This window comes from Eggerthia catenaformis OT 569 = DSM 20559 (assembly GCF_000340375.1).
GTDB lineage: Bacteria > Bacillota_I > Bacilli_A > Erysipelotrichales > Coprobacillaceae > Eggerthia > Eggerthia catenaformis.
The window spans coordinates 188,429-211,597 of sequence record NZ_KB446648.1 but is presented as its reverse complement, the minus strand read 5'-3'; the positions used below and the strand labels follow the sequence as shown (position 1 = coordinate 211,597).

Here is a 23,169-nt window from a genome sequence, read left to right as displayed (position 1 = left end):
TTATCATTAAAATTAACAATTGATAGTATTAATTATTCTAGTGTAGATTTTTCTTGTTCATTTCAATTAATATGTAAATGGGATTACGGTAAGGACACAATATATTTTGATACTCACTCATTTTTTAGAACATTATCTTCATAGGAGAGATGACTATTATGAAAAAATATTCTCATTATACTATGCCTTATATCGGTTATTGTTTAATTACTATTTTTCATTATATTATCATTCGTTATTATCTTTGGTATAATAATGGACATCAGACACATAGTATTTTAAATTATGAATTAACTGTTATAGTATTAGGATTAATAGCCGGTATATGTCTATCTATACCTATCTATCTTTATATAAAAAGCAATGCTTATCTAGATAAGCAAACAATCAGAAGAAATAATCTGATTCATTTTTTTATTTTTATCATATTAATTATGGTCGGATTAAAGTTCATTGGTTATATTGATCACTGTAATATTATTTTTTCACCGGCTGTTAGTGTCTGGGGCAGTCTATTTATCTTTACTTTTATTCAGTCATATTTATCAGATCAAAAGACTTTTAATATCTCTAAGCCTCTTCATTTCGTTTTACCATATATGGGCATACTGACAATGAGCATTAATTATACTCTTGTTGCCAAAACAGGTATATATCTTAGAAGAATACTTGCAAGTGATATCATCCAGAAAACTTATATGATACCTTTAGGACTACTATTATTTATTCCTATTTATTTATGGCTGATAGGAAAACAAGATTCTTCTTATCTCAAAAAAACGGTACCTATTCATATAATAATATTTACTGTTATAATAATTATTTGCTTTAAGATTCTAAAGATAGGCTATATTTTTCTTATCATGTATAGTGTTCCTTTAGGTATATGGTTAGGTTTATTTATTATCTCATTAAGTAAAAGGAATCTAGTTTAACTAGATTCCCTTAACATATGCAGACTCATACGATAAGTCACAAAGAAATATCCACCATAAATCATTAGGAATAGTGCTCCAATCATAAGCGTACTGCTTAAGAGATATTTTGCACTTACTAATGCAGTAGATGTTAATAAGAACATACTGAATTTTATCCCGGCAACTGAATGAATAATTGCTAAAATAAGCGGAATCATAAACAGAATAAATATCTGTTTAAATAGAGAGTGCCTAAGCATCATATCATCCGCACCTAATCTTTTAAGTATTTCATAGCGATTTAATGAATCACCGGTATGAGATAATGCTTTTAAAGCCAGAATAGCTGCTGAAGAAATCAGGAAAACAATTCCTATATATAAGCCGATAAAAGTTGCCAGCAAAGATAAGCCTACAGATGAAAGCTGATTTTCTATTTTGCTTCGAAGCAAATAACCGCCGATACCTTCGGGATTATTAGTTATCATTGAATCTATAGATTTTTTAAACTGATCCTCTGTTTTTCTATTATCTGATGAATGATAATTACCAATCAGCAGTTTTGTATAAGGCTTCATCTTCGAAACTACATAATCAGGAACAATCAGAATACCCGGATTTGTACCTTTATCCATACTTACAAAGCCATTCTGACAAGAATTATATTTAGAAGCTAATTTATAGCCGTTGATAGTTAATGATGGCTTATCTTTTAATCCCTTATTCTGATAGCTGGCAGGTATATCATAATCTGTTAAGATCATATATTCATTATTAAGTGTATACTGTTTATGATGATATATTTTTGCTACTTTATTGTAGTCACTAATACTCATCATTGACCATCCGGCATTATTAATAGTTTCTAATTCTTTTTCATAATTTTTATATTTATCACCAAGTAAAGCCTTGTAGCTCATATCATTTTGAGAAGCAATGAATGCTTTTATATATATATATTCCTTTGACTGTTTATCAATATCAAATCCCGCTTTTTTCAATAGCTCGGGAATGTTCCTATCTTTCTTATCCCTGGTATAAAAAATAGCACAGTAATCAGCCGGTGATTTGCCGGATGCCTGATCATTTAAAGTTTGTCTGATTGTCATTGCGGTAGAAAGCATACAGATAGTAATAAATAAAGAAATACAGATAATAGACATTGAAACAACCATGGTATTCATCTGAGAAGATAGCTGCTTAAAAGTAAATATATTTAATCTTCTATTATATCTTTTAGTATGTTTTAGTATAGTTAAAACAATTGTAGTTCCTGAATAAAAAATAAGGAAAGTTGCAATGATTCCTAATCCGATTGGAATAAGTATACCTTCACCGTAATTTGATCCTAATCTTAATATTTTAAAAAAGGTTTTTGAATCAACAACCATATAATAAGCACTGATAGAACAAATAATGCCGGCAATTAAAAGAAGAGCTGAAATAATAGGATTTTTAAATCTTATTTTTTCATTTTCCTGTTTACATAATAATGTAATAATCTTAGATGATGAAATGGATAATGTATTAAAAATCATTACCAGTAAATATAGTACACCAAAATAGAGTATAGTCTTTATCATAGCTTTCATAGAAAAAACAAAAGCAAATTTCTTTACATCCGCAATAAACATATTTGCAACAGCAATTCCCATAATCTGAGAAAGAGCACTTCCTAATAATAACCCTGTTACTAAAGACAATGTACCTACCATAAGTGTTTCTAAAAAGAGAATAAAAGAGACTTTCTGTTTAGTCATTCCTAAAATCAAATAGATTCCAAATTCTTTTTTTCTGCGTTTAATTAAAAACTGATTGGCATAGATAATTAAGAAACCTAAAACCATTGATACAAACACACTGACTCCTGAAAGAACAGCAACAATCAGACGAATAATTTCTCTTTGATCTGATGAAATCTTCATCATAGCAGTTTGTGTTTCTATTGCATTAAAAACATAGAAAATAGCAACACCTAAAGCAACAGTAAAGAAATAAACACCATAATCTTTGATACTTTTTCGGATATTGCGATAAGCTAATTTAAAAATCATTTAAATCACCGCCCAGTAATGTTTCAACATCAATGATCTTATTGAAAAATGTTTTCCTATCATCTTCTCCTTTATAGATTTCATGGAAAACTTTTCCATCTTTGATAAAAATAACTCTAGAGGCATAAGAGGCACTTAAAGCATCATGAGTAACCATTAAAATTGTTGCATCATGTTCTTTATTTAAAAAATTCATTTTTTCTAATAAAAATTTAGATGACTTGGAATCTAATGATCCTGTCGGTTCATCAGCTAAGATAAGTGCCGGTGCAGTAATCAAGGCTCTCTGCGCGGCAACTCTCTGTTTCTGTCCGCCACTCATCTCATAAGGATACTTATTTAAAACATCTTTAATATCCAATTCTTGTGCCAGTTTTTCTATCTTTTCTTTCATCTCTTTTTCCTGATGAGAAATAGATAAAGCCAGTGAGATATTTTCATATCCTGTTAAAGTATCAATCAGATTAAAATCCTGAAAAATAAATCCCAGTTCTCTTCTTCTAAAAGAAGCAAGCTGCTTATCTCTTAAAGAAGTAATATCTAATCCATTCACATAAATATGTCCGCTTGTCACTCGATCAATAGTAGAAATACAATTTAATAAAGTTGTCTTTCCCGAACCGCTTGCTCCCATAATTGCTACAAACTCACCTTTTTCTACATTCATAGAAAGATCATCTATAGCTTTAGTGATATTTGATTTGTTTCCATAATATTTTTCAATGTGTTCCACTTTTAAAATATTCATAGTTATTTCCTCTCTTTCATCACCTAGTCTATAGTAATTGATAAAGCAAGTCGTTTGTTTAATATGATTTAATCTTACAATTTTGTCACATAATAATCATTTTTATGAAATATAATACTAACTAATGTATATTGATTCTCTTTTGATTCAATCTTTATCTCATGTCCTAAAGCATCACATAATTTCTTAACAATAAATAGTCCCATCCCTGTAGCTTTAGTTTCTATATGTCCATTCATACCTGTATATGACTTATTAAAAATTAAAGGCAGATCACTTGACTTAATACCTATCCCATTATCATAAATGCTTAAAACAGTCTGCTGAGCATCTTCTTTACAGCTTATTTTAATATAAGGAAAATCACTTCTATATTTCATAGAATTAGAAATAATCTGATTAATAATAAATTCAAGCCATTTATTATCACTCATCACCGATGATGATAAATGATCTATCTTTAACTGAAAATGATATCCCAGTAATTCATCTTTATTCTTTACTAATACATGATTAACACATTCATCTAATGATACTTCCCTAATAATATAATCCTGTGTTGTACTTTGACTTCTTAAATAATAAAGAACCTGCTGTGTATAGTTCTCTATTTTCTTAAGCTGATAAACAGCTCTCATATTCCCTAAATTATGAAACATTAAAGAAAGACTGGAAATAGGTGTCTTCACTTCGTGAATCCACACCTCTATATATTCCTTAAAGTCCTGTACTTCTCTAAAATAATCATATATCTTTTCATTCATTGATTTATTAATCTGATATAAAGAATGATACATGATCTTCCCTTCATAAAATGAAGGTTCTTGCATTGTCTCAATAATTAAATATTTCTGATCCAATTCCTGTAGTCTTTCTTCAAACTTATGATAATAAGGAATCTTTCTAAAATAGTCATAAAGTATCATACCGGTAAATACAATAAGCGTTAATACTATCTGTGCTATTAAATAAGATTCATCAATAAAAAATACTCTGCCCATAAAATATTCTAATATCATTAAAATGATAATAGCACCTATATGACATAAATGATCTTTTAAATAGCTCATAATAATAAATAACCCTGTCCTTTTCTTGTTACAATAGAATCCTTATATCCCAATTCATTTAATTTATTTCTTAATCTGGAGATATTCACAGTTAAGGTATTATCACTTACATATTCTTTATTATCCCATAAATCAGTCATCAGCTCATCTCTTGTTACAATATGACCTAAATGATTAAACATATAATTAAAAATAATCATTTCATTCTTTGTCAGAATAACCTCTTTATTAGAAGTACTTAATATTCCTTTATTAAGATCTACATAAATATCATGATAATAAGAATCCTGTTTAGTAGCAGTTCTCTTTAAGACAGCCTGTATTCTAAGTAACAATAAAGTAGGATTATAAGGCTTAGTAATATAATCATCAGCTCCATAACTCATAGAGAGTACTTCATCAGCTTCATTATCCTTGCTGGTAACCATAATCACAGGCATCTGTGTGTGCTTTCTAATCTGCTTTAAAAGCATTTCTCCATTTAAATAAGGTATTTGAATATCCAATAATAATAAATCAGGCTTATTCTCTAAGATATAATCTAAGGAATGTTCAAAATCCTTAAGAATAAGTACTTCATAATCTGCACTCTTTAATAAAATTTCTAACTCTTTCCGAATAGTTATATCATCCTCTACAATCATAATTTTCATAATCATAGCCTCCTTTTCCTATTATAAAAGAAAGTCTTTTTTATGCAAAGGAAAACTCTTTATACTTAATATCACTTTTATTAAAAAAAGCTTGCATAGAATATACATAAATGTTATATTAGCAATGGTTCTTTTTAGCAGTGACTCGCTAGCTCAGTCGGTAGAGCATCTGACTTTTAATCAGAGGGTCAGGAGTTCGAATCTCCTGCGAGTCACCATCCATGCGGATGTGGTGAAACTGGCAGACACGCTAGACTTAGGATCTAGTGCTTCGGCGTGCAGGTTCAAGTCCTGTCATCCGCACCATTTATAAATCAGCACATATGTGCTTATAAACAGACCATTAGACAAATGCCTAATGGTCTTATTTTTAATATATTTATTAATGTGTATGCTTAATCTTCCATTGTCTTAATTTAATACCTACCCAAAATCCATAAATACCAAATGTAATATAAGTAAGGATCAGCCATTTAATCCAATTACCGAATAACTGAACAGCTGTTCCATCAAAATGAAGCCTATGCCCATTAATTACTGTATGATTAATTTCCCATCTGTATATTAATGTATAAGCCCAAGGCAAGCATATTCCTAATGTTATTATTGTTATGGCTATTCCCAATATTCTATAAAATATAAGTTCTATTAATCCCCCATCAAAATAACTATCCATTTTTTTATTCTCCTTTTATTTACATTGTCAAACATCTGTTTGCAGATTCATTTTACCTATTTCTACGTTTTGTAAAGAATCTCTTGTCAAATACCTGCTAAAAACTCATAAACATCAAATGTAATACAGACAGTAACTAACAGGCTGTTAGTTATTGCTGGCGGATATTTTAACCCCGGACCATAAATTTGCGATTTCTTTTCTTGTTTTTTCATTATATTGGAATACTTCATCATTTTTATAGTTCTCTCTTGGTATATAAGCATTATTGCCCTTAAATGTTCCCTGTGAAAGCTGTAAAGCGGCTTCTTTATTAGGTGAAGTATAGCCAACATATTCTGAATTCTTAATAGCTGTCTGTTCCTCAGTAATATAATTCATAAATTCATAAGCTAAATTTACATTACGAGCATTCTTAGGAATACACATACTATCCGTCCAAATATTCGTACCTGACTTAGGAAGATAGAATCCCATATTCTTATTTTGACCCATAATATAAGCAGCATCTCCTGAGTAAACTAATCCTAATGCTTTTCTGGCATGTGCCATATTATCTATAATTTCATCTGTTACAATTTCCGGACTCATTGTTTTAACTGACTTAACCAACCAGTTATATGCTTCATTGAGTTCTTTTTTACTCGTAGTATTCATAGAATAGCCTAAAGCTTTTAGTGCCATCATAAACGAATCTCTTTCTGAATCATATAAATAAATTTGTCCTTTATATTTAGTATTCAAAAAGATATTAAATCCTTGTTTCTCTAAATCATCTAATGATACTTTTCTCTTATCATAACAAATACCAACACTACCCCAGAAATAGGGTATGGAATACTGATTCTTTCTATCAAATGAAAGATCAAGAATAGATGGATTTAAAACATTAAATGTATCATCCAGTTTACTGCGATCTATTTTCATCAACAGATTCTCTTGTATACATCTTTGAATCATATAATCACTAGGTATTAATAAATCATAAGATTCTCCATTAGCTACTTTAATATACATCTGTTCATTAGATTCAAAGTTATCCATAACAACCTTTGCTCCGGTAGTCTTTTCAAATTCAGTAATCACATCTTCAGAAATATATTCACCAGGCATATAAATATGCAGAGTCTGTCCGGAAAACGGTTTTTTAGAAACACTATTAATTCCAAATAATGAAATAATTAAAGCAGATGCAATCACGAAGCTTCCTAAATAGGTCGGCCATCTCTTTTTGATTACCAGATCTTTTGACTGATTCATTCTTTTTTCTTTAATCATTGGTCTTATATTCACAATAATAAGAACTGCTGTAATCAGTAATACAATAACTGTATTGATTGCATTGACACTCGGATTAACCCTCTTACTCATTGTATAGACCATGATACTCAGATTCTTAATACCTCTTCCGGTTACAAAATAAGAGATAATAAAATCATCAAATGACATTGTAAAAGCAATTAATGCCCCGGAAATAATACCCGGCATAATCTGAGGAACAATCACCTGAAAAATAGCTCTGGCAGGAGATGCTCCAAGATCCATAGCAGCATCAGCTAAATTAGGATCTAATGATTTTACTTTAGGCATAACTGATAAAATAACATAAGGAACACAGAATGCTATATGAGCAAGCAGTAATGTTATAAAGCCTTTTGATATATTTAAAGTAATAAATAAAAGCATAAAGCCAATAGCTGTTACAATATCAGGATTCATTAAGGGAAAATCATCTATTATAGAAATAAAGCGTCTAATTTTTTTACCTGACTGTGATAAACCAATAGCTGTAATAGTTCCCATCATTGTTGCAATCAATGTCGCAAGTATTGCAATAATAATTGTAATATATAAAGACTCCATCATACTATGATTCTTAATCATAGCTTCATACCACTTTAATGAAAACCCGGTAAAATGAGTTAATGACTTGGTACTATTAAATGAAAATATCATCATAAAAAGAATAGGCATATAAAAGAAGATAATAGATAAAACCAGTAAAATCTTTAGAAATGAATTCTTTCTTTTCTGCATCTTATTCATCCCCCTTTACTGCACCATAGGACTCCGCTTTTCTTACAAGCATCATCAAAAGCATCATAATGACTGCAATGATCATTGAAATAGCGGAACCGAAATTCCATTCACCTACTGTAATAAATTGATTTTCAATAACGTTACCAATCAAAAAATACTGACCTCCTCCTAATAGCTTAGGAATAAAGAAGGAACTTACTGCCGGCAAGAATACTAATGTAATGCCCGAAACAACGCCTGAAATAGATAGCGGAAAAACAACCCTTAAAAATGTTGCCTTAGGATCAGCCCCTAAATCATGACTGGCCTCAATAAGTGATTTATCCATCTTTGATAAAGCCGTATTAATCTGTAATATCATAAATGGAAGAAAATTATAAACCATACCAATTAATACCGCTGTTTCAGTATAAAGGAGTTGAACATGCTTAAAGCCAAGCAGATGTAAAAAACCGGTAATAATACCATCACTTGATAATAATCCTATCCATGCATAAGTACGTACAAGCATGTTAATCCACATGGGTAAAGTAATTAATAACACCAGCAGCCTCTGTTTTTCAGGCTTAGTCTTAGAAATATAATAAGCTATCGGATAACCTAGAATCAGACAGATAACTGTTGTTTTAAAAGCAATAACTAAAGATCTCCATAAGATCAGCAAGAAATCAGAATCTGTAAAGAAACGAATATAATTATTAAAGGTGATTTTAAAAGTAATAATACTGTTTCCTGTTTGCATCAATGAATACATTGCTACAAGCAGCATCGGTAAAAGCAGCATTAACACACTCCAAATGATATAAGGAGTCACCAACTGTCTCAATTTCTTCATTAGAATCCCATTTTCTCCATAACATGAATATCTTCAGGGAAGAATGTAAGACCGACTTCTTTACCTTCTTCAACATAATCCGTTGTATGAATTTTAAATTCTCTTCCTGTAGTAGAGAAAGTAACTTTATATACACCTTCATTCATATGGTCAGGATCAAAGTCATAATCCACATATAAATCAATATCATCTTCCTGATCAGTCAGTTTCCATGCCTGAGCATTTGCCCAAGTCTTTAAATCAGTATCTAAAGCAACAGATTCTTCAATTTCATCCACTGTCTTAAAGAAATTAAATGCCGAAATAGCTTCATTGGCTTTCTTATTTTCAGTTACACGCTGATTAATAACCCAGATTTTTTTAGTAATTGATGTACCATTAGCAGTTGAGAAAGTAACCTGATATTCCCCTATTTCATTCGTAAGATTAGTATCAATATGAGCAATAGACAGATTATCTTCTGTTTCATTATCCCATGCCTGTGCATCCGCACGAGCAATAATCAATGCATCCTCAATACCTTCCATATCTTCTAAATCAAGATAGAAATCATTAGCACTGATACTTTCCTTACCATCATCACTAGTGACTGCATAATTCTTATTAACATGCATATTTACAGTAACCGTTGTTCCGGGAACCGTTTCAACCATAATTTCATAATGGACGCCTTTAAATAAAACAGATAGAACTTCTCCTGTCATCTTACCTTTTTCAATATCTACAATATCAATATCTTCAGGACGAATAACCACATCTACTTTCTCATTAGACTTAAAACCTGTATCTACACATGCAAAAGTAATATCATCAAATCTTACTTTTTTATCTTCAATCATTCGTCCGGGAATAATATTTGATTCACCCACAAACTGTGCAACATATTTATTGACCGGCTCATTATATATTTCCTGCGGTGTTCCTACCTGCTGTATTTCTCCATCTTTCATAACCACAATTTTATCACTCATTGTTAAGGCTTCTTCCTGATCATGAGTGACAAAGATAAATGTAATACCTACTTCCTGCTGAATTCTTTTTAATTCATACTGCATTTCTTTTCTTAGCTTCAAATCTAATGCACCTAACGGTTCATCTAATAATAATACTGCCGGCTCATTAACTAAGGCTCTGGCAATCGCAACACGTTGCTGCTGACCTCCTGATAAGAGAGTTACATTCTTCTTTTCATAACCCTCCAAGCCAATAAGCTTAAGCATTCTCATTACTTTCTGATCAATAATATCTTTTGAAACTTTCTTTATCTTTAATCCAAAAGCAATATTATCATAAACATTCATATGCGGAAATAAAGCATATTTTTGAAAAACAGTATTTAACTCTCTTTTATAAGGAGGAACATTTTTAATATCCTCTCCATTTAAAATAACCATCCCTTCGGTAGGTTCTAAAAACCCTCCTAATATACGTAATAATGTTGTTTTACCACATCCGGAAGGACCTAATAATGTCACAAATTCATTTTCATAGATATCCAGATCTACACCTTTTAATACAATCTGATTATCAAAACTCTTTACAATATGTTTAAATTGAATAATTTTCTTTTTATCGCTCATTTCCATTCCCCCTTAAAATTGAGGAGGAGTTGTAATCCATAAAAATACTGTATCCCTTTTTAAAGGATTATAGAGATAATGACTATGATGTCCGGACAAATAAAATGCCTCTTTAGCATTTACCCGATACTTTCTATTATCAGAAACAATCAATAGACTTCCCTTTAATATATATCCAAACTCTTCCCCATTATGTGTCATCAGACTTGTTTTACAGCCTGCATGAAGTGTTAATTTAATAGGTTCCATAGCATTCTTCTGTGCATTAGGAACAATCCACTCAACAATTTCATTCTTCCTCTCATCGATAAAAACATCTTCCTTTTTAAAAACAATCTTTTCTTCTTTATCATCTTCATTAAAAAAAGCTTTTAAGCTTGTTCCCAAAGCTTCTAAGATATCTTCTAAAGCTGAAAGATTAGGCGATGTCAGATCTCTTTCCAGCTGTGAGAGGAAGCCCTTGGTGACTTCACTGCGACTGGCCAGTTCTTCTAAAGTCAGACCATTCTTCTTACGTAAATCTCTGATTTTATGACCAATATTCATAATCCCTCCGTTTTATTAATTAAACTTTTTGTTTAATTTATTAAACCAAAAAACATTATACTCCAGTATACAAAATATACAATAGTTTTTTTAATCGTTGATTTGAAATTCAAATTAGTCTATAGTAGCTCTCAAAGGAGATGAAAACAATGAATCAAAGCAAGCCGTGGCTTATATCTGCATTATTTGGAGGATCGATCTATATCCTCTCCTCCATCAGTATTCCCCTGCCGGGAATGATTCCGATCACACTTATGACATTAGGTGTCTATATCTCTTCTATGCTGCAAGAAAAGAAATTTGCGGTTATGAGTATTCTTATTTTTCTTATATTAGGACCCTTTGCCAGAATTCCAACTATTACGGGAGGCTATTTATACAGCTTAATCCCGGCCAGCTATTTCATCAGTCACATGTGTTATCAAAAAGAGAAGAATGCTATGCTTTCTTTATTATTTGCTTCACTCTTAATTTATACAATTGGTACTATTCATTTCATCTTAATGACTAAATCACCATTGATAAATGCCCTTTTAAGCTGTGTTATTCCTTTCTTGCCGGGAGACTGTATTAAAATTATTATTTCTGTCTATATGAATAAAAAAATAAAAAAATATCTATAAATTTTTGTTATTATTTTGTATATCAAATTGTTGATATAATTAGTAAATATGATAAATTAGTTATATCTACTTATTTATATTTTGAATTTCAAATCTTTACAAATAAAAATATTCAGATATAATGTGCTCGTCAAGGAGGAAAAGATTATGACATTTGAAAAAGTAAAAGACTTAATTGTTGAATCATTAAACTGTGAGGAAGATATTGTTACTATGGAAGCTTCTTTAAAAGAAGATCTTGATGCAGATTCATTAGATGCTGTGGAATTAGTAATGGCAGTAGAAGATGAATTTGGTGTAGAAGTTTCTGATGAAGAAGCTGCTAAGCTTGTGACAGTTGGAGATATTGTCCGTTATATTGAAAGTCATCAGTAATTTTTTTAATTAAATACTTTGAATTTCAAAAGGAGGTCAATATGGACTCAGTCAAAGAACTAATGGATGCTTTTGAAAAAGCATCCATTACTAAAATGAAAGTCGAATACAAAGACTTAAAACTTGAATTAGAAAAAACATCGGGTGAAGTGATTACTGCTCAGCCTTCTATCAAACAGCCTGTAGAAGTTGTTAAAGAACCGGTTAAAGAAGAAACAGGCATTGCGGTCCATTCACCATTGGTTGGTATATTTTATGACTCCCCTTCTCCACAATCTCAGCCGTTTGTGAAAGCAGGAGATCATGTTTCTAAGGGAACAACCCTTTGTATCATTGAAGCTATGAAAGTTATGAATGAGATTAAAGCAGAAACTGATGGTACTATCAAACAGATTTCTGTAAAAAATGGTGATCTTGTAGAATTTGATCAGACTTTAATGATAATTGAAGAAAATGTTTAAAAAAATACTTATTGCGAATCGTGGTGAAATAGCGGTTCGTATTATCCGTACATGCAAAGAACTGCAAATTGCTACTGTAGCAGTTTATTCTACGGCTGATAAAGACTCTTTGCATGTTGCTTTAGCTGATCAGGCAATCTGTATCGGCGGTCCACAGAGTGCAGACAGTTATTTAAATATGCATGCAATTATTGAAGCTGCAATTGAAACAGGATGTGAAGCTATTCATCCGGGATTTGGATTCTTATCTGAGAATGCCCAATTTGCTCGTCTAGTTAAATCATGTCATTTAAAATTTATTGGGCCTGATGGAGACACTATTGATGCCTTAGGCAATAAATCAAAAGCAAGAGAATTGATGATAAAAGCTCATGTTCCCGTTGTTCCCGGCAGTGATGGCTCTATTGGCAGTTATGAAGAATTGGAAAAATTAGGAGATACGATCGGTTATCCTCTCTTAATCAAAGCCAGTGCCGGCGGAGGCGGAAGAGGCATGCGTAAAGCTTTCTCTAAAGAAGAGCTTTACGAAGCTTATACAACCGCTAAAGCGGAAGCTAAAGCCTGCTTTGGTAATGATGATATGTATGCCGAGAAACTGATTTTAAATCCTAAGCATATTGAATTTCAGATTCTCGCTGATGAACATGGACATATTATTCACTTAGGAGAAAGAGACTGTTCTCTGCAAAGAAGAAATCAGAAAATGATTGAGGAAGCACCTTGCCGTATGCTTAATGATTCATTAAGAAAACAAATGGGGGAAGCAGCTATTATGGCGGCTAAGAGTGCTAACTATACAAATGCCGGTACAGTCGAATTTGTATTAGATGAAAATCAGCATTTTTATTTTATTGAAATGAACACACGTATTCAGGTAGAACATCCTGTTACTGAAATGATTACCGGTATTGATCTTATTAAAGAGCAACTGCGGATTGCTTTTGGTATGAAGCTCTCTTACTCTCAGAATGATATTCATATTCAAGGATATGCGATTGAATGCCGTATCAATGCTGAAGATCCTAATCATAACTTCACTCCCAGTCCTGCTAAGATTCAATCATTACATTTCCCCGGAGGACCAGGAGTACGTGTAGACTCTTTTATTTATCAGGGTTATCAGATATCCCCTCATTATGATTCTATGCTCGCAAAAATTATTGTTCATGCACCTACTCGCTTAGAAGCTATTCATCGTATGAGAAGAGCGTTAAGTGAATTGCTAATTGAAGGACCACATACAACTCAGACATTAGAGTTTTATATTCTTTATTCTAAAGACTATCTTAGAGGAAAGTTTGATACATCATTTATTGAAAATCATTTAGAGGAGATGATCTCAAATGGATAAACTGTTAAAAAGAAGAAAACAGGAACTACAATCATTCAAAGATTATCTGGGTAAAAAAGATTTTTCCAAAACTAAAGAAATACCTGAAGGCATTTATACAAAATGTCCGGGATGTGGAGAACTCATACCTACAAGCACTCTTAAAGATAATCTTCATGTCTGTCCTCAATGCCATCATCATCTTTTTATAAACAGTCAGGAGCGTTTATATGAGCTCTACGATGGACATCAATATAAAGAGTACTATCGTTTTCTGGATACTAAAGATCCTTTAAGCTTTCCGGAATATAAAGATAAAATTGATATTGCTAAAAAGAAAACCGGCATGAATGACGGTATTATCGTTTCAAAAGGAAATATCGCTAAAACAAAAGTTGTCGTTATTGTGATGGATAATCGTTTTATGATGGCTTCAATGGGTAGTGTTATTGGAGAAAAAATAACCCGTGGCATTGAAATGGCTACCAAGAAGAAATACCCTCTTATTATCTTTAGTTCAAGCGGCGGAGCACGCATGCAGGAGGGTATTTTTTCCTTAATGCAGATGAGTAAAACATGTAATGCTTTAAAAAGACATCTAGATGCCGGTTTACTTTATATTTCTTATTTAACACATCCTACTTTTGGCGGTGTCACTGCCTCATTTTCGATGCTGGGCGATATTAATATTGCTGAACCCGGAGCATTAGTAGGATTTGCCGGTCCAAGAGTTGTCGAAAGTACAATGAAAACCGCATTACCGGAAGGCTTTCAGACATCTGAATTTTTATTAGATCATGGATTTATTGATCTGATTGTTGAAAGAAGTCAGATGAGAGATACACTGAGTAAACTCTTAACCATTCATGGAGGTTAATCATGAACTTAAAAGAAAAAGAAATAAAAATAGAAGAACTGGAAAAGAAGCTTTCTATTATTAAAAATGATGAAGCTTATAAAGATCATCTGGATATTAATCGTATTGAAGAAACTATTAATGCTTATAAAAAGACAGCTTATCAATCATTAAGTGCCTATGACCATGTTTATTTAGCCCGTAAAACAGAACGTCCACATATTCATGATTATATTGACAATCTATTTGATGATTTTTTTGAAATGCATGGTGATAGATATTTTAAAGATGATCAGGCAATTGTAGGCGGAATTGCTTATTTTCATCATATTCCTGTAACTATTATAGGACACCAGAAAGCCAGAAATCTTCAAGATAATATGAAATGTCAGTTTGGTATGGCTTCTCCGGAAGGATATCGGAAAGCTATCAGATTAATGAAACAGGCAGAAAAATTTCATCGTCCGGTTATTACCTTTATTGATACTCCCGGTGCTTATCCGGGTATTCATGCTGAGGAAAATGGAATTGGTGAAGCTATTGGTCAATCTTTAATGATGATGAGCAGTTTAAAAGTACCAATCATTGTCTTTGTGGCTGGAGAAGGAGGATCAGGAGGTGCTTTAGCACTTTCTATTGGTAATTATATTGCGATGATGGAAAATGCTGTCTATTCAGTATTATCTCCGGAAGGATTCTCCTCTATCTTATGGAAAGATGTTAAAGGAGAACGTATTGAAGAAGCCTGTGAAGTGATGAAGCTTACTGCTTCTCATCTTCTAGAATATTCTATTATTGATGAGATTATTCCCGAAGCTCCGGGTGGTATTCAAAACAATCCGGCTTACTCTTATCGTAAGATGAGAAATATTCTCTTTGATCAGCTGGAAAGATTAACTAGACTTTCAGAAAACCAGCTTATCAATGAACGTTATAAAAAATATCGTAAGATTGGTGAAATCTATGAATAAAAGGAGAAAACTATGGGATTAAAAATCATAAGTACAGGTTCCTATGTGCCAAAAAAAAGAGTCAGCAATGATGACTTAAGTAAGCTGGTAGATACCAACGATGAATGGATTACCAGTCGTACCGGTATTTCTTATCGCCATTTTGCTTCCGATCAAGATACTGTCGAATTAGCCTTTCTAGCATCTTTAAAAGCTATAGAGACTATTGATAAAAAGAAGATTGGAATCATTATTGCAGCTTCTATCACAAATCCTTATCATACTCCTTCAATAGCTTGTCTTATTCAAGAAAAACTCGGCTTACCGGAAGATATTTTAGCCTTTGATTTGAATGCAGCGTGTTCAGGATTTGTTTATAGCTGTCATGTCGCACATAGTCTATTATCTTCAAGTAAAAAGCCTTATGCATTAATTGTAGGAGCAGAAAAGCTCTCATCTATTATAGATTTTACAGATCGTTCAACATGTATCTTATTTGGTGATGGAGCAGGCAGTGCAGTCGTAGCATATCAGAAGAGTCCTTTTTATCAGATCACAGGATCTCAGGGAAATTTAGAAGCTTTATATGCTAAAGAATATCTTTCCATGCAGGGACGTGCTGTATTCCGTTTTGCTACTCATGTAATTGAGAAATGTATTATTGACTTACTTAATGTAAGTCAGCTGGATATAAATGATATTGATTATTTTATTATTCATCAAGCTAATAAACGTATTATTGCTCATGTTTATAAAAAACTGCATATTCCGGCGGATAAGTTCTATACAAACTTACAGGAATATGGCAACACTTCAGGAGCAAGCATTCCCTTAGCTCTTGATGAAATGAATCAGAAAAAACTTCTAAAAAAGGGAATGCGTTTAATGATGATAGGATTTGGCGGTGGTCTGACTTATGGCGGGAACATTGTCGAATGGTAGGAGAAAATTATGTGGTTAAATGAAAAATTCAATTTGAAATATCCTCTTATTCAAGGAGGAATGGCAAGAGTTGCAACAGGTCATTTTGCAGCTCAGTGTGCCAACGCAGGTATTCTAGGATTAATAGGTTCCGGCGGAATGACTCTCGAAATGTTAAAATCAGCTATTGATGAAGCAAAAACTTATACAGATAAAATATTCGGTGTTAATTTAATGCTTTTAAATCCGGATGCAGATAAACAGGCAGAACTTGTTGTCAAAGAAGGAATTAAAGTAGTAACAACCGGAGCCGGAAACCCCGGAAAATACATGAAGATGTGGAAACAGGCAGGTATTACTGTAATCCCTGTTGTTGCCAGTGTCGCAATGGCAAAAAGAATGGAACGTGCCGGTGCTGATGCAGTCATTGCCGAAGGATGTGAATCAGGCGGTCATGTAGGTGAATTAACTACAATAACTCTTGTTCCACAGGTTAAAGAAGCAGTCTCTATTCCTGTCATTGCTGCCGGCGGTATTGCTTCAGGCAAACAGGCATTAGCCGCCTTAGCTTTAGGTGCAGATGGCTTTCAGGTAGGAACAATTCTGCTTTCAAGTAAAGAAGCACCTATTCATCCTAATTATAAAGAAGCACTTCTTAAAGCAAAAGATACCGGTACAGTTGTAACAGGAAGAATTGCCGGTACACCGGTTCGTATTTTAAAAAATAAAATGTCAAAGACTTATATTCAAAAAGAAAAAGAAGGAGCTGATTTAATGGAACTTGAAAAGTTTACATTAGGAGGACTGGCTAGAGCTGTTATTGAAGGAGATACTGATACAGGATCTTTAATGGCCGGTCAGACAGCCGGTATGCTTCATTCTATTCGTCCATTAAATATAATCATTGAAGAACTCTTTAATGACCTCAAAAAAGAAAAAGAGAAGCTCCAAGAGGTGCAATTATGAAAATAGGTCCTTACGAACTGAAGATTCCTCTTATTCAAGGAGGAATGGGAGTGGGTGTTTCATTAGGAAATCTGGCCGGTCATGTTGCTTTCAATCACTGTATGGGTGTCATATCCAGTGCTCAAATCGGTTTTAAAGAAAAAGACTTTTATACCAATACTAAGAAAGCTAATCTAAGAGCTATTGATCAGGAGATTAAAAAAGCTAAACAGATTGCTTCCGGCAATGGCATAATTGCTATGAATATTATGACAGCTTTAAGTGATTATAAGGATCATGTTGTGCAAAGTGTTAAAAGCGGTGCAGATGCTATTATCTCAGGTGCCGGTCTGCCATTAAAGCTGCCGGAGTATGTTAATAAAGAAACTTTAATTGCTCCGATCGTCTCTTCCGGTAAAGCTGCCGGACTGATCCTAAAAAGCTGGGATCGTCATTATCATCGTATTGCCGATTTTATAGTGATTGAATCATCACTAGCCGGGGGTCATCTGGGATTCAAAAAAACTGATTTAATAAATCAGACTTGCCAGTCATTAGAAGAAATACTTAAAGATGTAAAAGAAATAATTATAGAATTTGCTTTAAAATATCACAAATCTATTCCTATCTTTGTGGCCGGAGGTATTTTTGACAGTAAAGATATCAGACATTTCATGATGCTTAATGCTGATGGTGTTCAGATTGGAACACGCTTTATAGGAACTCATGAATGTGATGCCTCACCGATTTATAAAAATGCTTTTATACAAGCCAAAAAGGAAGATATTACACTTGTTACATCACCTGTCGGGATGCCGGGAAGAGCTATGAGAAATGTCTTTATTCTAAAAACTGAAAAAGGTAAAATCCCTATTCATCGCTGTTTTAGATGTATATCTTCCTGTGATGTCATCCATGCTCCATACTGTATTACTGAAGCTCTTATTCGTGCAGTAAATGGAGATTTAGATAACGGACTGATCTTTACCGGAAGTAATGGATATCGTATTGATAAAATTATTTCCGTTAAAGAACTCATCAATGAATTGAAAGGAGCTTTTATATGAAAATAGGATTTATCTATGCCGGTCAAGGTAGTCAGCATCAGGGAATGGGTCAGGATTTTTATTTAAATAATAAATTCTGTCATGATTTTCTAGATCAGCTTTCTCCATCGGATTTTAATTTTAAAAAAATCATGTTTGAAAAGAATGATCTTTTAAATCAGACTGCCTATACCCAGCCATGTATGGGTGCAGCTGCTGTAATGACTACTCATATGCTTAATGAATATAATATTTATCCGGATTATGTCTGCGGTTTATCACTTGGTGAATACAGTGCTCTTTTTGCGAGCGGTGTTTTTGACTCTGATACTTTAATAAATACCTTAAAATTAAGAGGATGGGCAATGAAAACAGCCGCTAAAAATATTGACTGTGAAATGCAGGCTATTTTAGGATTAGATCGCTCTCTTTTAGAAGAAGCTGTTGATGAAGCCGCTTCTTTAGGTGTTGTCTCTATAACAAATTATAACTGTCCCGGACAGCTTGTTATTAGTGGAGAAAGACAGGCAGTTAAAAAAGCTGCTGAACTGGCTTTAGAAAAAGGTGCTAGAAAAACCGTTAAACTGGCGACAAGCGGTCCTTTTCATACCAAACTGTTATTACCTGCTTCACAGGTATTACATGACTATTTTAAAACTATTACTTTTAAGCCAATGAGAGTGCCTGTAGTTTTTAATACTTTAGGAAAAGAAAAAGAAAATGAAAGTATTCCTGAGCTTTTAGAAAAGCAGGTTATGAGTCCTGTTTATTTTGAAGATTCTATTCGTTATATGATTGATCAGGGAGTCGATACATTTATTGAAATAGGTCCGGGTAAAGTATTAAGCGGCTTTGTTAAGAAAATAAATAGAAATGTAAAAATACTTCAAGCTGAAGATATGAAATCGTTAGAAAAATGTAAGGAGGAAATCTATGGATCTGACAAGTAAAATAGCTTTAATTACAGGCGGTATTAAAGGTATAGGTAAAGCAACGGCTCTTACTCTAGCATCAAAAGGAGCGAACATTGTTCTTAATTATAGAAAAAATTCTAATAATGATGAAATAGCCTTAAAATTACAAAAAGAAATAGAGTCTTTAGGCGTTCAGGTACTGCTTGCAAAAGGTGATATTTCAAATGAAGAGGATGTTAAAGAGATATTTAAGCTGATCAAGGATCATTTTGGAAGACTTGATATTTTAGTCAATAATGCCGGTATTACCAGAGATAATCTGATTATTCGTACTAAAACAGAGGATTTTAATCAGGTTATAGATGCCAATTTAAAAGGAACATTTCTATGCATGAAATATGCCAGCAAAATAATGATTAAACAAAAATATGGAAGAATCATTTCTTTATCATCAGTAACCGGTATTATTGGTAATCCCGGTCAGACAAACTATGCCGCCAGTAAAGCAGGAATTATCGGTATGAGTAAATCTCTTGCTAAAGAACTGGGAAGTCGTCATATTACAGTAAATGTTGTTGCACCGGGATTTGTTGAAACAGATATGACTAAGAAATTAGATCAGGAATATCTGGAAAATATGATTCATCATATTCCACTAGAAAGATTGGGAAAGCCTGAAGACATCGCCTATGCTGTCGCATTCCTTGCAAGTGATGAAGCATCTTATATTACCGGACATGTCTTACAAGCTGATGGCGGAATGGCCATGTAGGAGGAGATTATGAAAAGAAGAGTTGTTGTAACAGGATTGGGCAGTATTAATGCGATTGGACACAATGTAGCGGAAACATGGGAAAGTATTAAGAATGGTATTAATGGTATTGATACAATCTCTCTATTTGATGCCGATCATATGAAAGTACAGCTGGCCGGTGAAGTAAAAAACTTAAATCTAAAGGATTATCTTAATCCTAAAGAAGCACGTAAAATGGATAGATTTACACAGCTTGGCATGATTGCATCTTTAGAAGCTTATAAAGATGCAAGACTCAATGAAAGCATTATTAATACTCATCGCTTTGGTGTAAATGTATCCAGCGGTATTGGCGGCTTAAAGACTATTGAAGATAATTATCAGAAAGGCTTAGAAAAAGGCTTTGATCGTGTTTCTCCTTTTTTTATTCCTATGGCTATCAGTAATCTGGCATCCGGTCAGATTGCGATTGCGATTAAAGCTCAAGGTATGGCCAGCTGTCCTGTAACCGCCTGTGCCGGAGGAACAAATGCAATCGGTGAAGCCTTTAGAATAATTAGAGATGGCTATTTGGAGATTATGCTGGCTGGAGGATGTGAAAGTTCAATTACCCCTCTAGGCATTGGTGGTTTTACTGCTATGAAGGCTTTAAGTGAAAGTCATGATAAGAATCGTGCTTCTATTCCTTTTGATGCTCAAAGACATGGATTTGTAATGGGAGAAGGTGCCGGTATTCTTATATTAGAAGAGCTGGAACATGCCTTAAAAAGAAATGCTCCTATTTATGCAGAAATAATTGGATATGGAGTCAGCTGTGATGCTTATCATATGACAGCCCCTTCTCCTAATGGAGAAGGCGGAGCTTATGCAATGGATAATGCCCTAAAAGATGCTGATATTGATTATCATGATATTGATTATATTAATGCTCATGGAACATCTACTTTATTAAATGATTCCGGAGAAACAGCTGCTATAAAAACAGTATTTAAGGAACATGCTAAAAAACTGTTCATCAGTTCTACAAAAGGAAATACCGGTCATTGCCTAGGTGCAGCCGGAGGCATTGAAGCTGTAATCTGTATCAAGGCATTAGAAAACAGCTATGTCCCGGCTACAATCAATTATCGGGAAAAAGATCCGGAATGTGATTTGAACATCACCCCAAACAAAGGACAGGCATTAAACATGCATTATTGTATGAGTAACTCATTAGGATTTGGCGGTCATAATGCTTCAATTATTTTTAAGGAGTACAAATAATGGAACTTAATAGTAATCAAATTCAAGCTATCAATCCTCATCGCTATCCCTTTGCATTAGTAGATAAAATCACTGATTACAAACCCGGTGAATATGCCAAAGGTATTAAATGTATCAGTGTTAATGAAATGCAATTTATGGGACATTTTCCCGAACATCATGTGATGCCGGGAGTCTTAATTGTTGAGGCTTTAGCTCAGACAGGATGTATTGCAATATTATCACAGCAAGAAAATAAAGGTAAGCTTGTCTTCTTTGCAGGTATCAATAACTGTAAATTTAAAGGTCAAGTCATTCCGGGCGATGTCGTTTCCTTAGAATGCAAGCTGGTAAGACAACGAAAAAATATTGGTATTGGAGAGGCAATCGCAAAAGTTAATGATAAAATCGTAGTTAAGGCGGAATTAACTTTTGCGATACAATAAAATGAATTATATTCATTTTGAGAGTCTTCCATCCACAAATGACTATGTTAAAGAACATTTAGATCAGCTAACCCCTCCCTGTATTATACATACTGATATTCAGACAAAAGGAAGAGGAAGAAGAGATCATCAGTGGATCTCTGAAAATGATTTGATGTTTTCTTATTTGACAGATAAAGAAGCCTTTCATGCTTCTATGCAAATGGCTTTATCAATTCTTTATACTCTTCATTTCTATCATTTAAAAGCCACTGTTAAGTGGCCTAATGATATCTTTATAAATGACCGGAAAATAGCCGGTATCTTAACAGAAACCCTAAATAAATATACAATCATCGGTACCGGTCTTAATATCACTAATAGCCTTTATCTTAGTCTGAATCATCTGTTAGAATATCAGATTTCATCAAAAGATTTACTAAATAAAATTATGGCATATTATACATTTCTGGAATCATTGTCTTTAGATGATATTATTCATACCATCAACAAATATTCATATCTCAAAAATAAAAAAGTTATTTATTTAAATTATGGAATCACTCAGTTTCTTCATCTAAATACCGATGGTACCCTTACAATTCTAGATGAGCATCAGAAAATACATCATATTATCTTAAATCAGCTCTCTTTATCTCAAAAAGAGTAGATATATGTTGAATTACAAAGAGTTTTACTATAAAGTAATATTTAAAGGAGAGAATGAATAAATTAATGGACACACGTGATGAAGAATTTATGGATGTGTTAACAAATGTTTTTAAGCTGGCGATGAAGACTCAGGAAGATTATCTAAAAAACAGTAAATTTCCTGAACTGTCTTTAACTGAAATACATGTTATTGAAGCGGCCGCAAAAGAACCTTTTCCAACCATGAGCAATGTTTCTCAAAGATTAAAAATCACTCTGGGTACTCTTACTACAAATGTAAAAACAATTATAAAAAAAGGTTTCTTATATAAAGAAACCTACGAAAATGATAAACGTTTTACTTTTCTTAGACTCACCAGTAAAGGTTTTGAAGCTTTAGAAGTTCATGATGAATTCCATAAAGAAATCAGAGAAATCTATAGACGCTATATTCCCGAAGAACGTTTCAATTGGGTACATGAAACTTTTATTCAAGTCGAAAATAGCTTAATAGACTATTATAAAACACTGAAACATTCAGAAAAAATCTGAATGTT

25 protein-coding genes and 2 tRNA genes are annotated in these 23,169 nt (G+C 32.9%); 18 read left to right on the top strand and 9 right to left on the bottom strand.

Annotated elements, in window-relative coordinates:
• The first annotated feature begins 158 nt into the window (after positions 1-158).
• The gene (locus tag HMPREF9943_RS05840) at positions 159-935 is read left to right on the top strand and encodes a hypothetical protein (RefSeq protein ID WP_004803016.1); all 777 of its coding nucleotides are present in this window, start codon (positions 159-161) and stop codon (positions 933-935) included.
• On the opposite strand, the gene HMPREF9943_RS05835 is transcribed toward HMPREF9943_RS05840, so the two are convergent.
• The 4 genes from HMPREF9943_RS05835 to HMPREF9943_RS05820 form a co-directional block, all read right to left on the bottom strand.
• Positions 932-2,971 carry an FtsX-like permease family protein gene (locus tag HMPREF9943_RS05835; RefSeq protein WP_004803015.1) on the bottom strand — a complete coding sequence of 680 codons (2,040 nt, stop codon included), beginning with the start codon at positions 2,969-2,971 and terminating at the stop codon, positions 932-934. The two genes, HMPREF9943_RS05840 and HMPREF9943_RS05835, sit on opposite strands and share 4 nt — an antisense overlap.
• The gene (locus HMPREF9943_RS05830; protein WP_004803012.1) at positions 2,961-3,719 is read right to left on the bottom strand and encodes an ABC transporter ATP-binding protein; all 759 of its coding nucleotides are present in this window, start codon (positions 3,717-3,719) and stop codon (positions 2,961-2,963) included. Before HMPREF9943_RS05830 ends, HMPREF9943_RS05835 begins: the two co-directional genes overlap by 11 nt.
• 74 nt (positions 3,720-3,793) lie before the next feature.
• Entirely contained in the window at positions 3,794-4,789 is a 996-nt protein-coding gene (locus HMPREF9943_RS05825) for a sensor histidine kinase (protein ID WP_004803009.1), read from the bottom strand.
• Positions 4,786-5,442 carry a response regulator transcription factor gene (locus HMPREF9943_RS05820; protein ID WP_004803007.1) on the bottom strand — a complete coding sequence of 219 codons (657 nt, stop codon included), beginning with the start codon at positions 5,440-5,442 and terminating at the stop codon, positions 4,786-4,788. Before HMPREF9943_RS05820 ends, HMPREF9943_RS05825 begins: the two co-directional genes overlap by 4 nt.
• A 142-nt stretch (positions 5,443-5,584) precedes the next feature.
• Between HMPREF9943_RS05820 and HMPREF9943_RS05815 the strand changes: the two genes are divergently transcribed.
• Both HMPREF9943_RS05815 and HMPREF9943_RS05810 read left to right on the top strand, forming a co-directional pair.
• Positions 5,585-5,660, top strand: a tRNA-Lys gene (locus HMPREF9943_RS05815).
• A 5-nt stretch (positions 5,661-5,665) separates the two neighbouring features.
• A tRNA-Leu gene (locus HMPREF9943_RS05810) sits at positions 5,666-5,748 on the top strand.
• A gap of 76 nt (positions 5,749-5,824) precedes the next feature.
• Here HMPREF9943_RS05810 and HMPREF9943_RS05805 read toward each other — a convergent pair.
• The 5 genes from HMPREF9943_RS05805 to HMPREF9943_RS05785 all read right to left on the bottom strand — a co-directional run bounded on the left by HMPREF9943_RS05805 (position 5,825) and on the right by HMPREF9943_RS05785 (position 11,119).
• Positions 5,825-6,118, bottom strand: a complete 294-nt coding sequence (locus HMPREF9943_RS05805; protein ID WP_004803005.1) for a DUF898 family protein — start codon at positions 6,116-6,118, stop codon at positions 5,825-5,827.
• 147 nt (positions 6,119-6,265) lie between these two features.
• A complete protein-coding gene (locus HMPREF9943_RS05800; RefSeq protein WP_004803003.1) occupies positions 6,266-8,155 on the bottom strand; it encodes an extracellular solute-binding protein in 1,890 nt (629 codons plus the stop codon).
• A 1-nt stretch (position 8,156) separates the two neighbouring features.
• Positions 8,157-8,993, bottom strand: coding sequence for an ABC transporter permease (locus tag HMPREF9943_RS05795; protein WP_026624039.1), 837 nt, complete (start codon positions 8,991-8,993; stop codon positions 8,157-8,159).
• Positions 8,993-10,579 carry an ABC transporter ATP-binding protein gene (locus tag HMPREF9943_RS05790; protein ID WP_040402702.1) on the bottom strand — a complete coding sequence of 529 codons (1,587 nt, stop codon included), beginning with the start codon at positions 10,577-10,579 and terminating at the stop codon, positions 8,993-8,995. Before HMPREF9943_RS05790 ends, HMPREF9943_RS05795 begins: the two co-directional genes overlap by 1 nt.
• 6 nt (positions 10,580-10,585) lie before the next feature.
• Positions 10,586-11,119 (bottom strand): helix-turn-helix domain-containing protein, encoded by a 534-nt coding sequence (locus HMPREF9943_RS05785; protein WP_004802997.1) that lies wholly within the window; start codon positions 11,117-11,119, stop codon positions 10,586-10,588.
• 149 nt (positions 11,120-11,268) lie between these two features.
• Here HMPREF9943_RS05785 and HMPREF9943_RS05780 point away from each other — a divergent pair, with 149 nt between their 5' ends.
• The 15 genes from HMPREF9943_RS05780 to HMPREF9943_RS05710 all read left to right on the top strand — a co-directional run bounded on the left by HMPREF9943_RS05780 (position 11,269) and on the right by HMPREF9943_RS05710 (position 23,164).
• Positions 11,269-11,742: a biotin transporter BioY gene (locus HMPREF9943_RS05780; protein WP_004802996.1), complete on the top strand. Its 474-nt coding sequence runs from the start codon at positions 11,269-11,271 to the stop codon at positions 11,740-11,742.
• A gap of 147 nt (positions 11,743-11,889) precedes the next feature.
• On the top strand, positions 11,890-12,117 hold the full coding sequence (acpP, locus tag HMPREF9943_RS05775; protein WP_004802993.1) for an acyl carrier protein: 228 nt from the start codon (positions 11,890-11,892) through the stop codon (positions 12,115-12,117).
• Positions 12,118-12,158: 41 nt separating this feature from the next.
• The gene (accB, locus tag HMPREF9943_RS05770) at positions 12,159-12,578 is read left to right on the top strand and encodes an acetyl-CoA carboxylase biotin carboxyl carrier protein (protein WP_004802992.1); all 420 of its coding nucleotides are present in this window, start codon (positions 12,159-12,161) and stop codon (positions 12,576-12,578) included.
• Entirely contained in the window at positions 12,571-13,929 is a 1,359-nt protein-coding gene (accC, locus tag HMPREF9943_RS05765) for an acetyl-CoA carboxylase biotin carboxylase subunit (RefSeq protein ID WP_004802989.1), read from the top strand. The genes accB and accC overlap by 8 nt, the downstream gene beginning before the upstream one ends.
• Positions 13,922-14,785 carry an acetyl-CoA carboxylase, carboxyltransferase subunit beta gene (gene accD / locus HMPREF9943_RS05760; RefSeq protein WP_004802988.1) on the top strand — a complete coding sequence of 288 codons (864 nt, stop codon included), beginning with the start codon at positions 13,922-13,924 and terminating at the stop codon, positions 14,783-14,785. Before accC ends, accD begins: the two co-directional genes overlap by 8 nt.
• A gap of 2 nt (positions 14,786-14,787) precedes the next feature.
• Positions 14,788-15,735: an acetyl-CoA carboxylase carboxyltransferase subunit alpha gene (locus HMPREF9943_RS05755; RefSeq protein WP_004802986.1), complete on the top strand. Its 948-nt coding sequence runs from the start codon at positions 14,788-14,790 to the stop codon at positions 15,733-15,735.
• Between the two features lie 12 nt (positions 15,736-15,747).
• A complete protein-coding gene (locus HMPREF9943_RS05750; protein ID WP_004802985.1) occupies positions 15,748-16,656 on the top strand; it encodes a beta-ketoacyl-ACP synthase 3 in 909 nt (302 codons plus the stop codon).
• A 9-nt stretch (positions 16,657-16,665) separates the two neighbouring features.
• Positions 16,666-17,601, top strand: a complete 936-nt coding sequence (locus tag HMPREF9943_RS05745) for a nitronate monooxygenase (protein WP_004802983.1) — start codon at positions 16,666-16,668, stop codon at positions 17,599-17,601.
• Positions 17,598-18,647, top strand: a complete 1,050-nt coding sequence (locus HMPREF9943_RS05740; RefSeq protein ID WP_004802981.1) for an NAD(P)H-dependent flavin oxidoreductase — start codon at positions 17,598-17,600, stop codon at positions 18,645-18,647. Before HMPREF9943_RS05745 ends, HMPREF9943_RS05740 begins: the two co-directional genes overlap by 4 nt.
• Entirely contained in the window at positions 18,644-19,576 is a 933-nt protein-coding gene (locus HMPREF9943_RS05735) for an ACP S-malonyltransferase (RefSeq protein ID WP_004802976.1), read from the top strand. The genes HMPREF9943_RS05740 and HMPREF9943_RS05735 overlap by 4 nt, the downstream gene beginning before the upstream one ends.
• Positions 19,560-20,312, top strand: coding sequence for a 3-oxoacyl-[acyl-carrier-protein] reductase (gene fabG / locus HMPREF9943_RS05730; protein ID WP_004802974.1), 753 nt, complete (start codon positions 19,560-19,562; stop codon positions 20,310-20,312). The genes HMPREF9943_RS05735 and fabG overlap by 17 nt, the downstream gene beginning before the upstream one ends.
• A gap of 9 nt (positions 20,313-20,321) precedes the next feature.
• A complete protein-coding gene (gene fabF / locus HMPREF9943_RS05725) occupies positions 20,322-21,557 on the top strand; it encodes a beta-ketoacyl-ACP synthase II (protein WP_004802972.1) in 1,236 nt (411 codons plus the stop codon).
• Complete coding sequence (gene fabZ, locus HMPREF9943_RS05720) at positions 21,557-21,982, top strand: 3-hydroxyacyl-ACP dehydratase FabZ (protein ID WP_004802969.1); 426 nt, start codon at positions 21,557-21,559, stop codon at positions 21,980-21,982. The genes fabF and fabZ overlap by 1 nt, the downstream gene beginning before the upstream one ends.
• Positions 21,969-22,631, top strand: a complete 663-nt coding sequence (locus HMPREF9943_RS09710; protein ID WP_004802967.1) for a biotin--[acetyl-CoA-carboxylase] ligase — start codon at positions 21,969-21,971, stop codon at positions 22,629-22,631. The genes fabZ and HMPREF9943_RS09710 overlap by 14 nt, the downstream gene beginning before the upstream one ends.
• A gap of 53 nt (positions 22,632-22,684) precedes the next feature.
• Positions 22,685-23,164 (top strand): MarR family winged helix-turn-helix transcriptional regulator, encoded by a 480-nt coding sequence (locus HMPREF9943_RS05710; RefSeq protein ID WP_004802964.1) that lies wholly within the window; start codon positions 22,685-22,687, stop codon positions 23,162-23,164.
• The last annotated feature ends 5 nt before the right edge of the window (positions 23,165-23,169 follow it).

Excerpts from the sequence above, each read along its gene's own strand:
- HMPREF9943_RS05840 (WP_004803016.1), top strand. The coding sequence starts at position 159 with ATGAAAAAATATTCTCATTATACTATGCCTTATATCGGTTATTGTTTA.
- HMPREF9943_RS05835 (WP_004803015.1), bottom strand. The coding sequence starts at position 2,971 with ATGATTTTTAAATTAGCTTATCGCAATATCCGAAAAAGTATCAAAGAT.
- HMPREF9943_RS05830 (WP_004803012.1), bottom strand. The coding sequence starts at position 3,719 with ATGAATATTTTAAAAGTGGAACACATTGAAAAATATTATGGAAACAAA.
- HMPREF9943_RS05825 (WP_004803009.1), bottom strand. The coding sequence starts at position 4,789 with ATGAGCTATTTAAAAGATCATTTATGTCATATAGGTGCTATTATCATT.
- HMPREF9943_RS05820 (WP_004803007.1), bottom strand. The coding sequence starts at position 5,442 with ATGAAAATTATGATTGTAGAGGATGATATAACTATTCGGAAAGAGTTA.
- HMPREF9943_RS05805 (WP_004803005.1), bottom strand. The coding sequence starts at position 6,118 with ATGGATAGTTATTTTGATGGGGGATTAATAGAACTTATATTTTATAGA.
- HMPREF9943_RS05800 (WP_004803003.1), bottom strand. The coding sequence starts at position 8,155 with ATGCAGAAAAGAAAGAATTCATTTCTAAAGATTTTACTGGTTTTATCT.
- HMPREF9943_RS05795 (WP_026624039.1), bottom strand. The coding sequence starts at position 8,993 with ATGAAGAAATTGAGACAGTTGGTGACTCCTTATATCATTTGGAGTGTG.
- HMPREF9943_RS05790 (WP_040402702.1), bottom strand. The coding sequence starts at position 10,579 with ATGGAAATGAGCGATAAAAAGAAAATTATTCAATTTAAACATATTGTA.
- HMPREF9943_RS05785 (WP_004802997.1), bottom strand. The coding sequence starts at position 11,119 with ATGAATATTGGTCATAAAATCAGAGATTTACGTAAGAAGAATGGTCTG.
- HMPREF9943_RS05780 (WP_004802996.1), top strand. The coding sequence starts at position 11,269 with ATGAATCAAAGCAAGCCGTGGCTTATATCTGCATTATTTGGAGGATCG.
- acpP (WP_004802993.1), top strand. The coding sequence starts at position 11,890 with ATGACATTTGAAAAAGTAAAAGACTTAATTGTTGAATCATTAAACTGT.
- accB (WP_004802992.1), top strand. The coding sequence starts at position 12,159 with ATGGACTCAGTCAAAGAACTAATGGATGCTTTTGAAAAAGCATCCATT.
- accC (WP_004802989.1), top strand. The coding sequence starts at position 12,571 with ATGTTTAAAAAAATACTTATTGCGAATCGTGGTGAAATAGCGGTTCGT.
- accD (WP_004802988.1), top strand. The coding sequence starts at position 13,922 with ATGGATAAACTGTTAAAAAGAAGAAAACAGGAACTACAATCATTCAAA.
- HMPREF9943_RS05755 (WP_004802986.1), top strand. The coding sequence starts at position 14,788 with ATGAACTTAAAAGAAAAAGAAATAAAAATAGAAGAACTGGAAAAGAAG.
- HMPREF9943_RS05750 (WP_004802985.1), top strand. The coding sequence starts at position 15,748 with ATGGGATTAAAAATCATAAGTACAGGTTCCTATGTGCCAAAAAAAAGA.
- HMPREF9943_RS05745 (WP_004802983.1), top strand. The coding sequence starts at position 16,666 with ATGTGGTTAAATGAAAAATTCAATTTGAAATATCCTCTTATTCAAGGA.
- HMPREF9943_RS05740 (WP_004802981.1), top strand. The coding sequence starts at position 17,598 with ATGAAAATAGGTCCTTACGAACTGAAGATTCCTCTTATTCAAGGAGGA.
- HMPREF9943_RS05735 (WP_004802976.1), top strand. The coding sequence starts at position 18,644 with ATGAAAATAGGATTTATCTATGCCGGTCAAGGTAGTCAGCATCAGGGA.
- fabG (WP_004802974.1), top strand. The coding sequence starts at position 19,560 with ATGGATCTGACAAGTAAAATAGCTTTAATTACAGGCGGTATTAAAGGT.
- fabF (WP_004802972.1), top strand. The coding sequence starts at position 20,322 with ATGAAAAGAAGAGTTGTTGTAACAGGATTGGGCAGTATTAATGCGATT.
- fabZ (WP_004802969.1), top strand. The coding sequence starts at position 21,557 with ATGGAACTTAATAGTAATCAAATTCAAGCTATCAATCCTCATCGCTAT.
- HMPREF9943_RS05710 (WP_004802964.1), top strand. The coding sequence starts at position 22,685 with ATGAATAAATTAATGGACACACGTGATGAAGAATTTATGGATGTGTTA.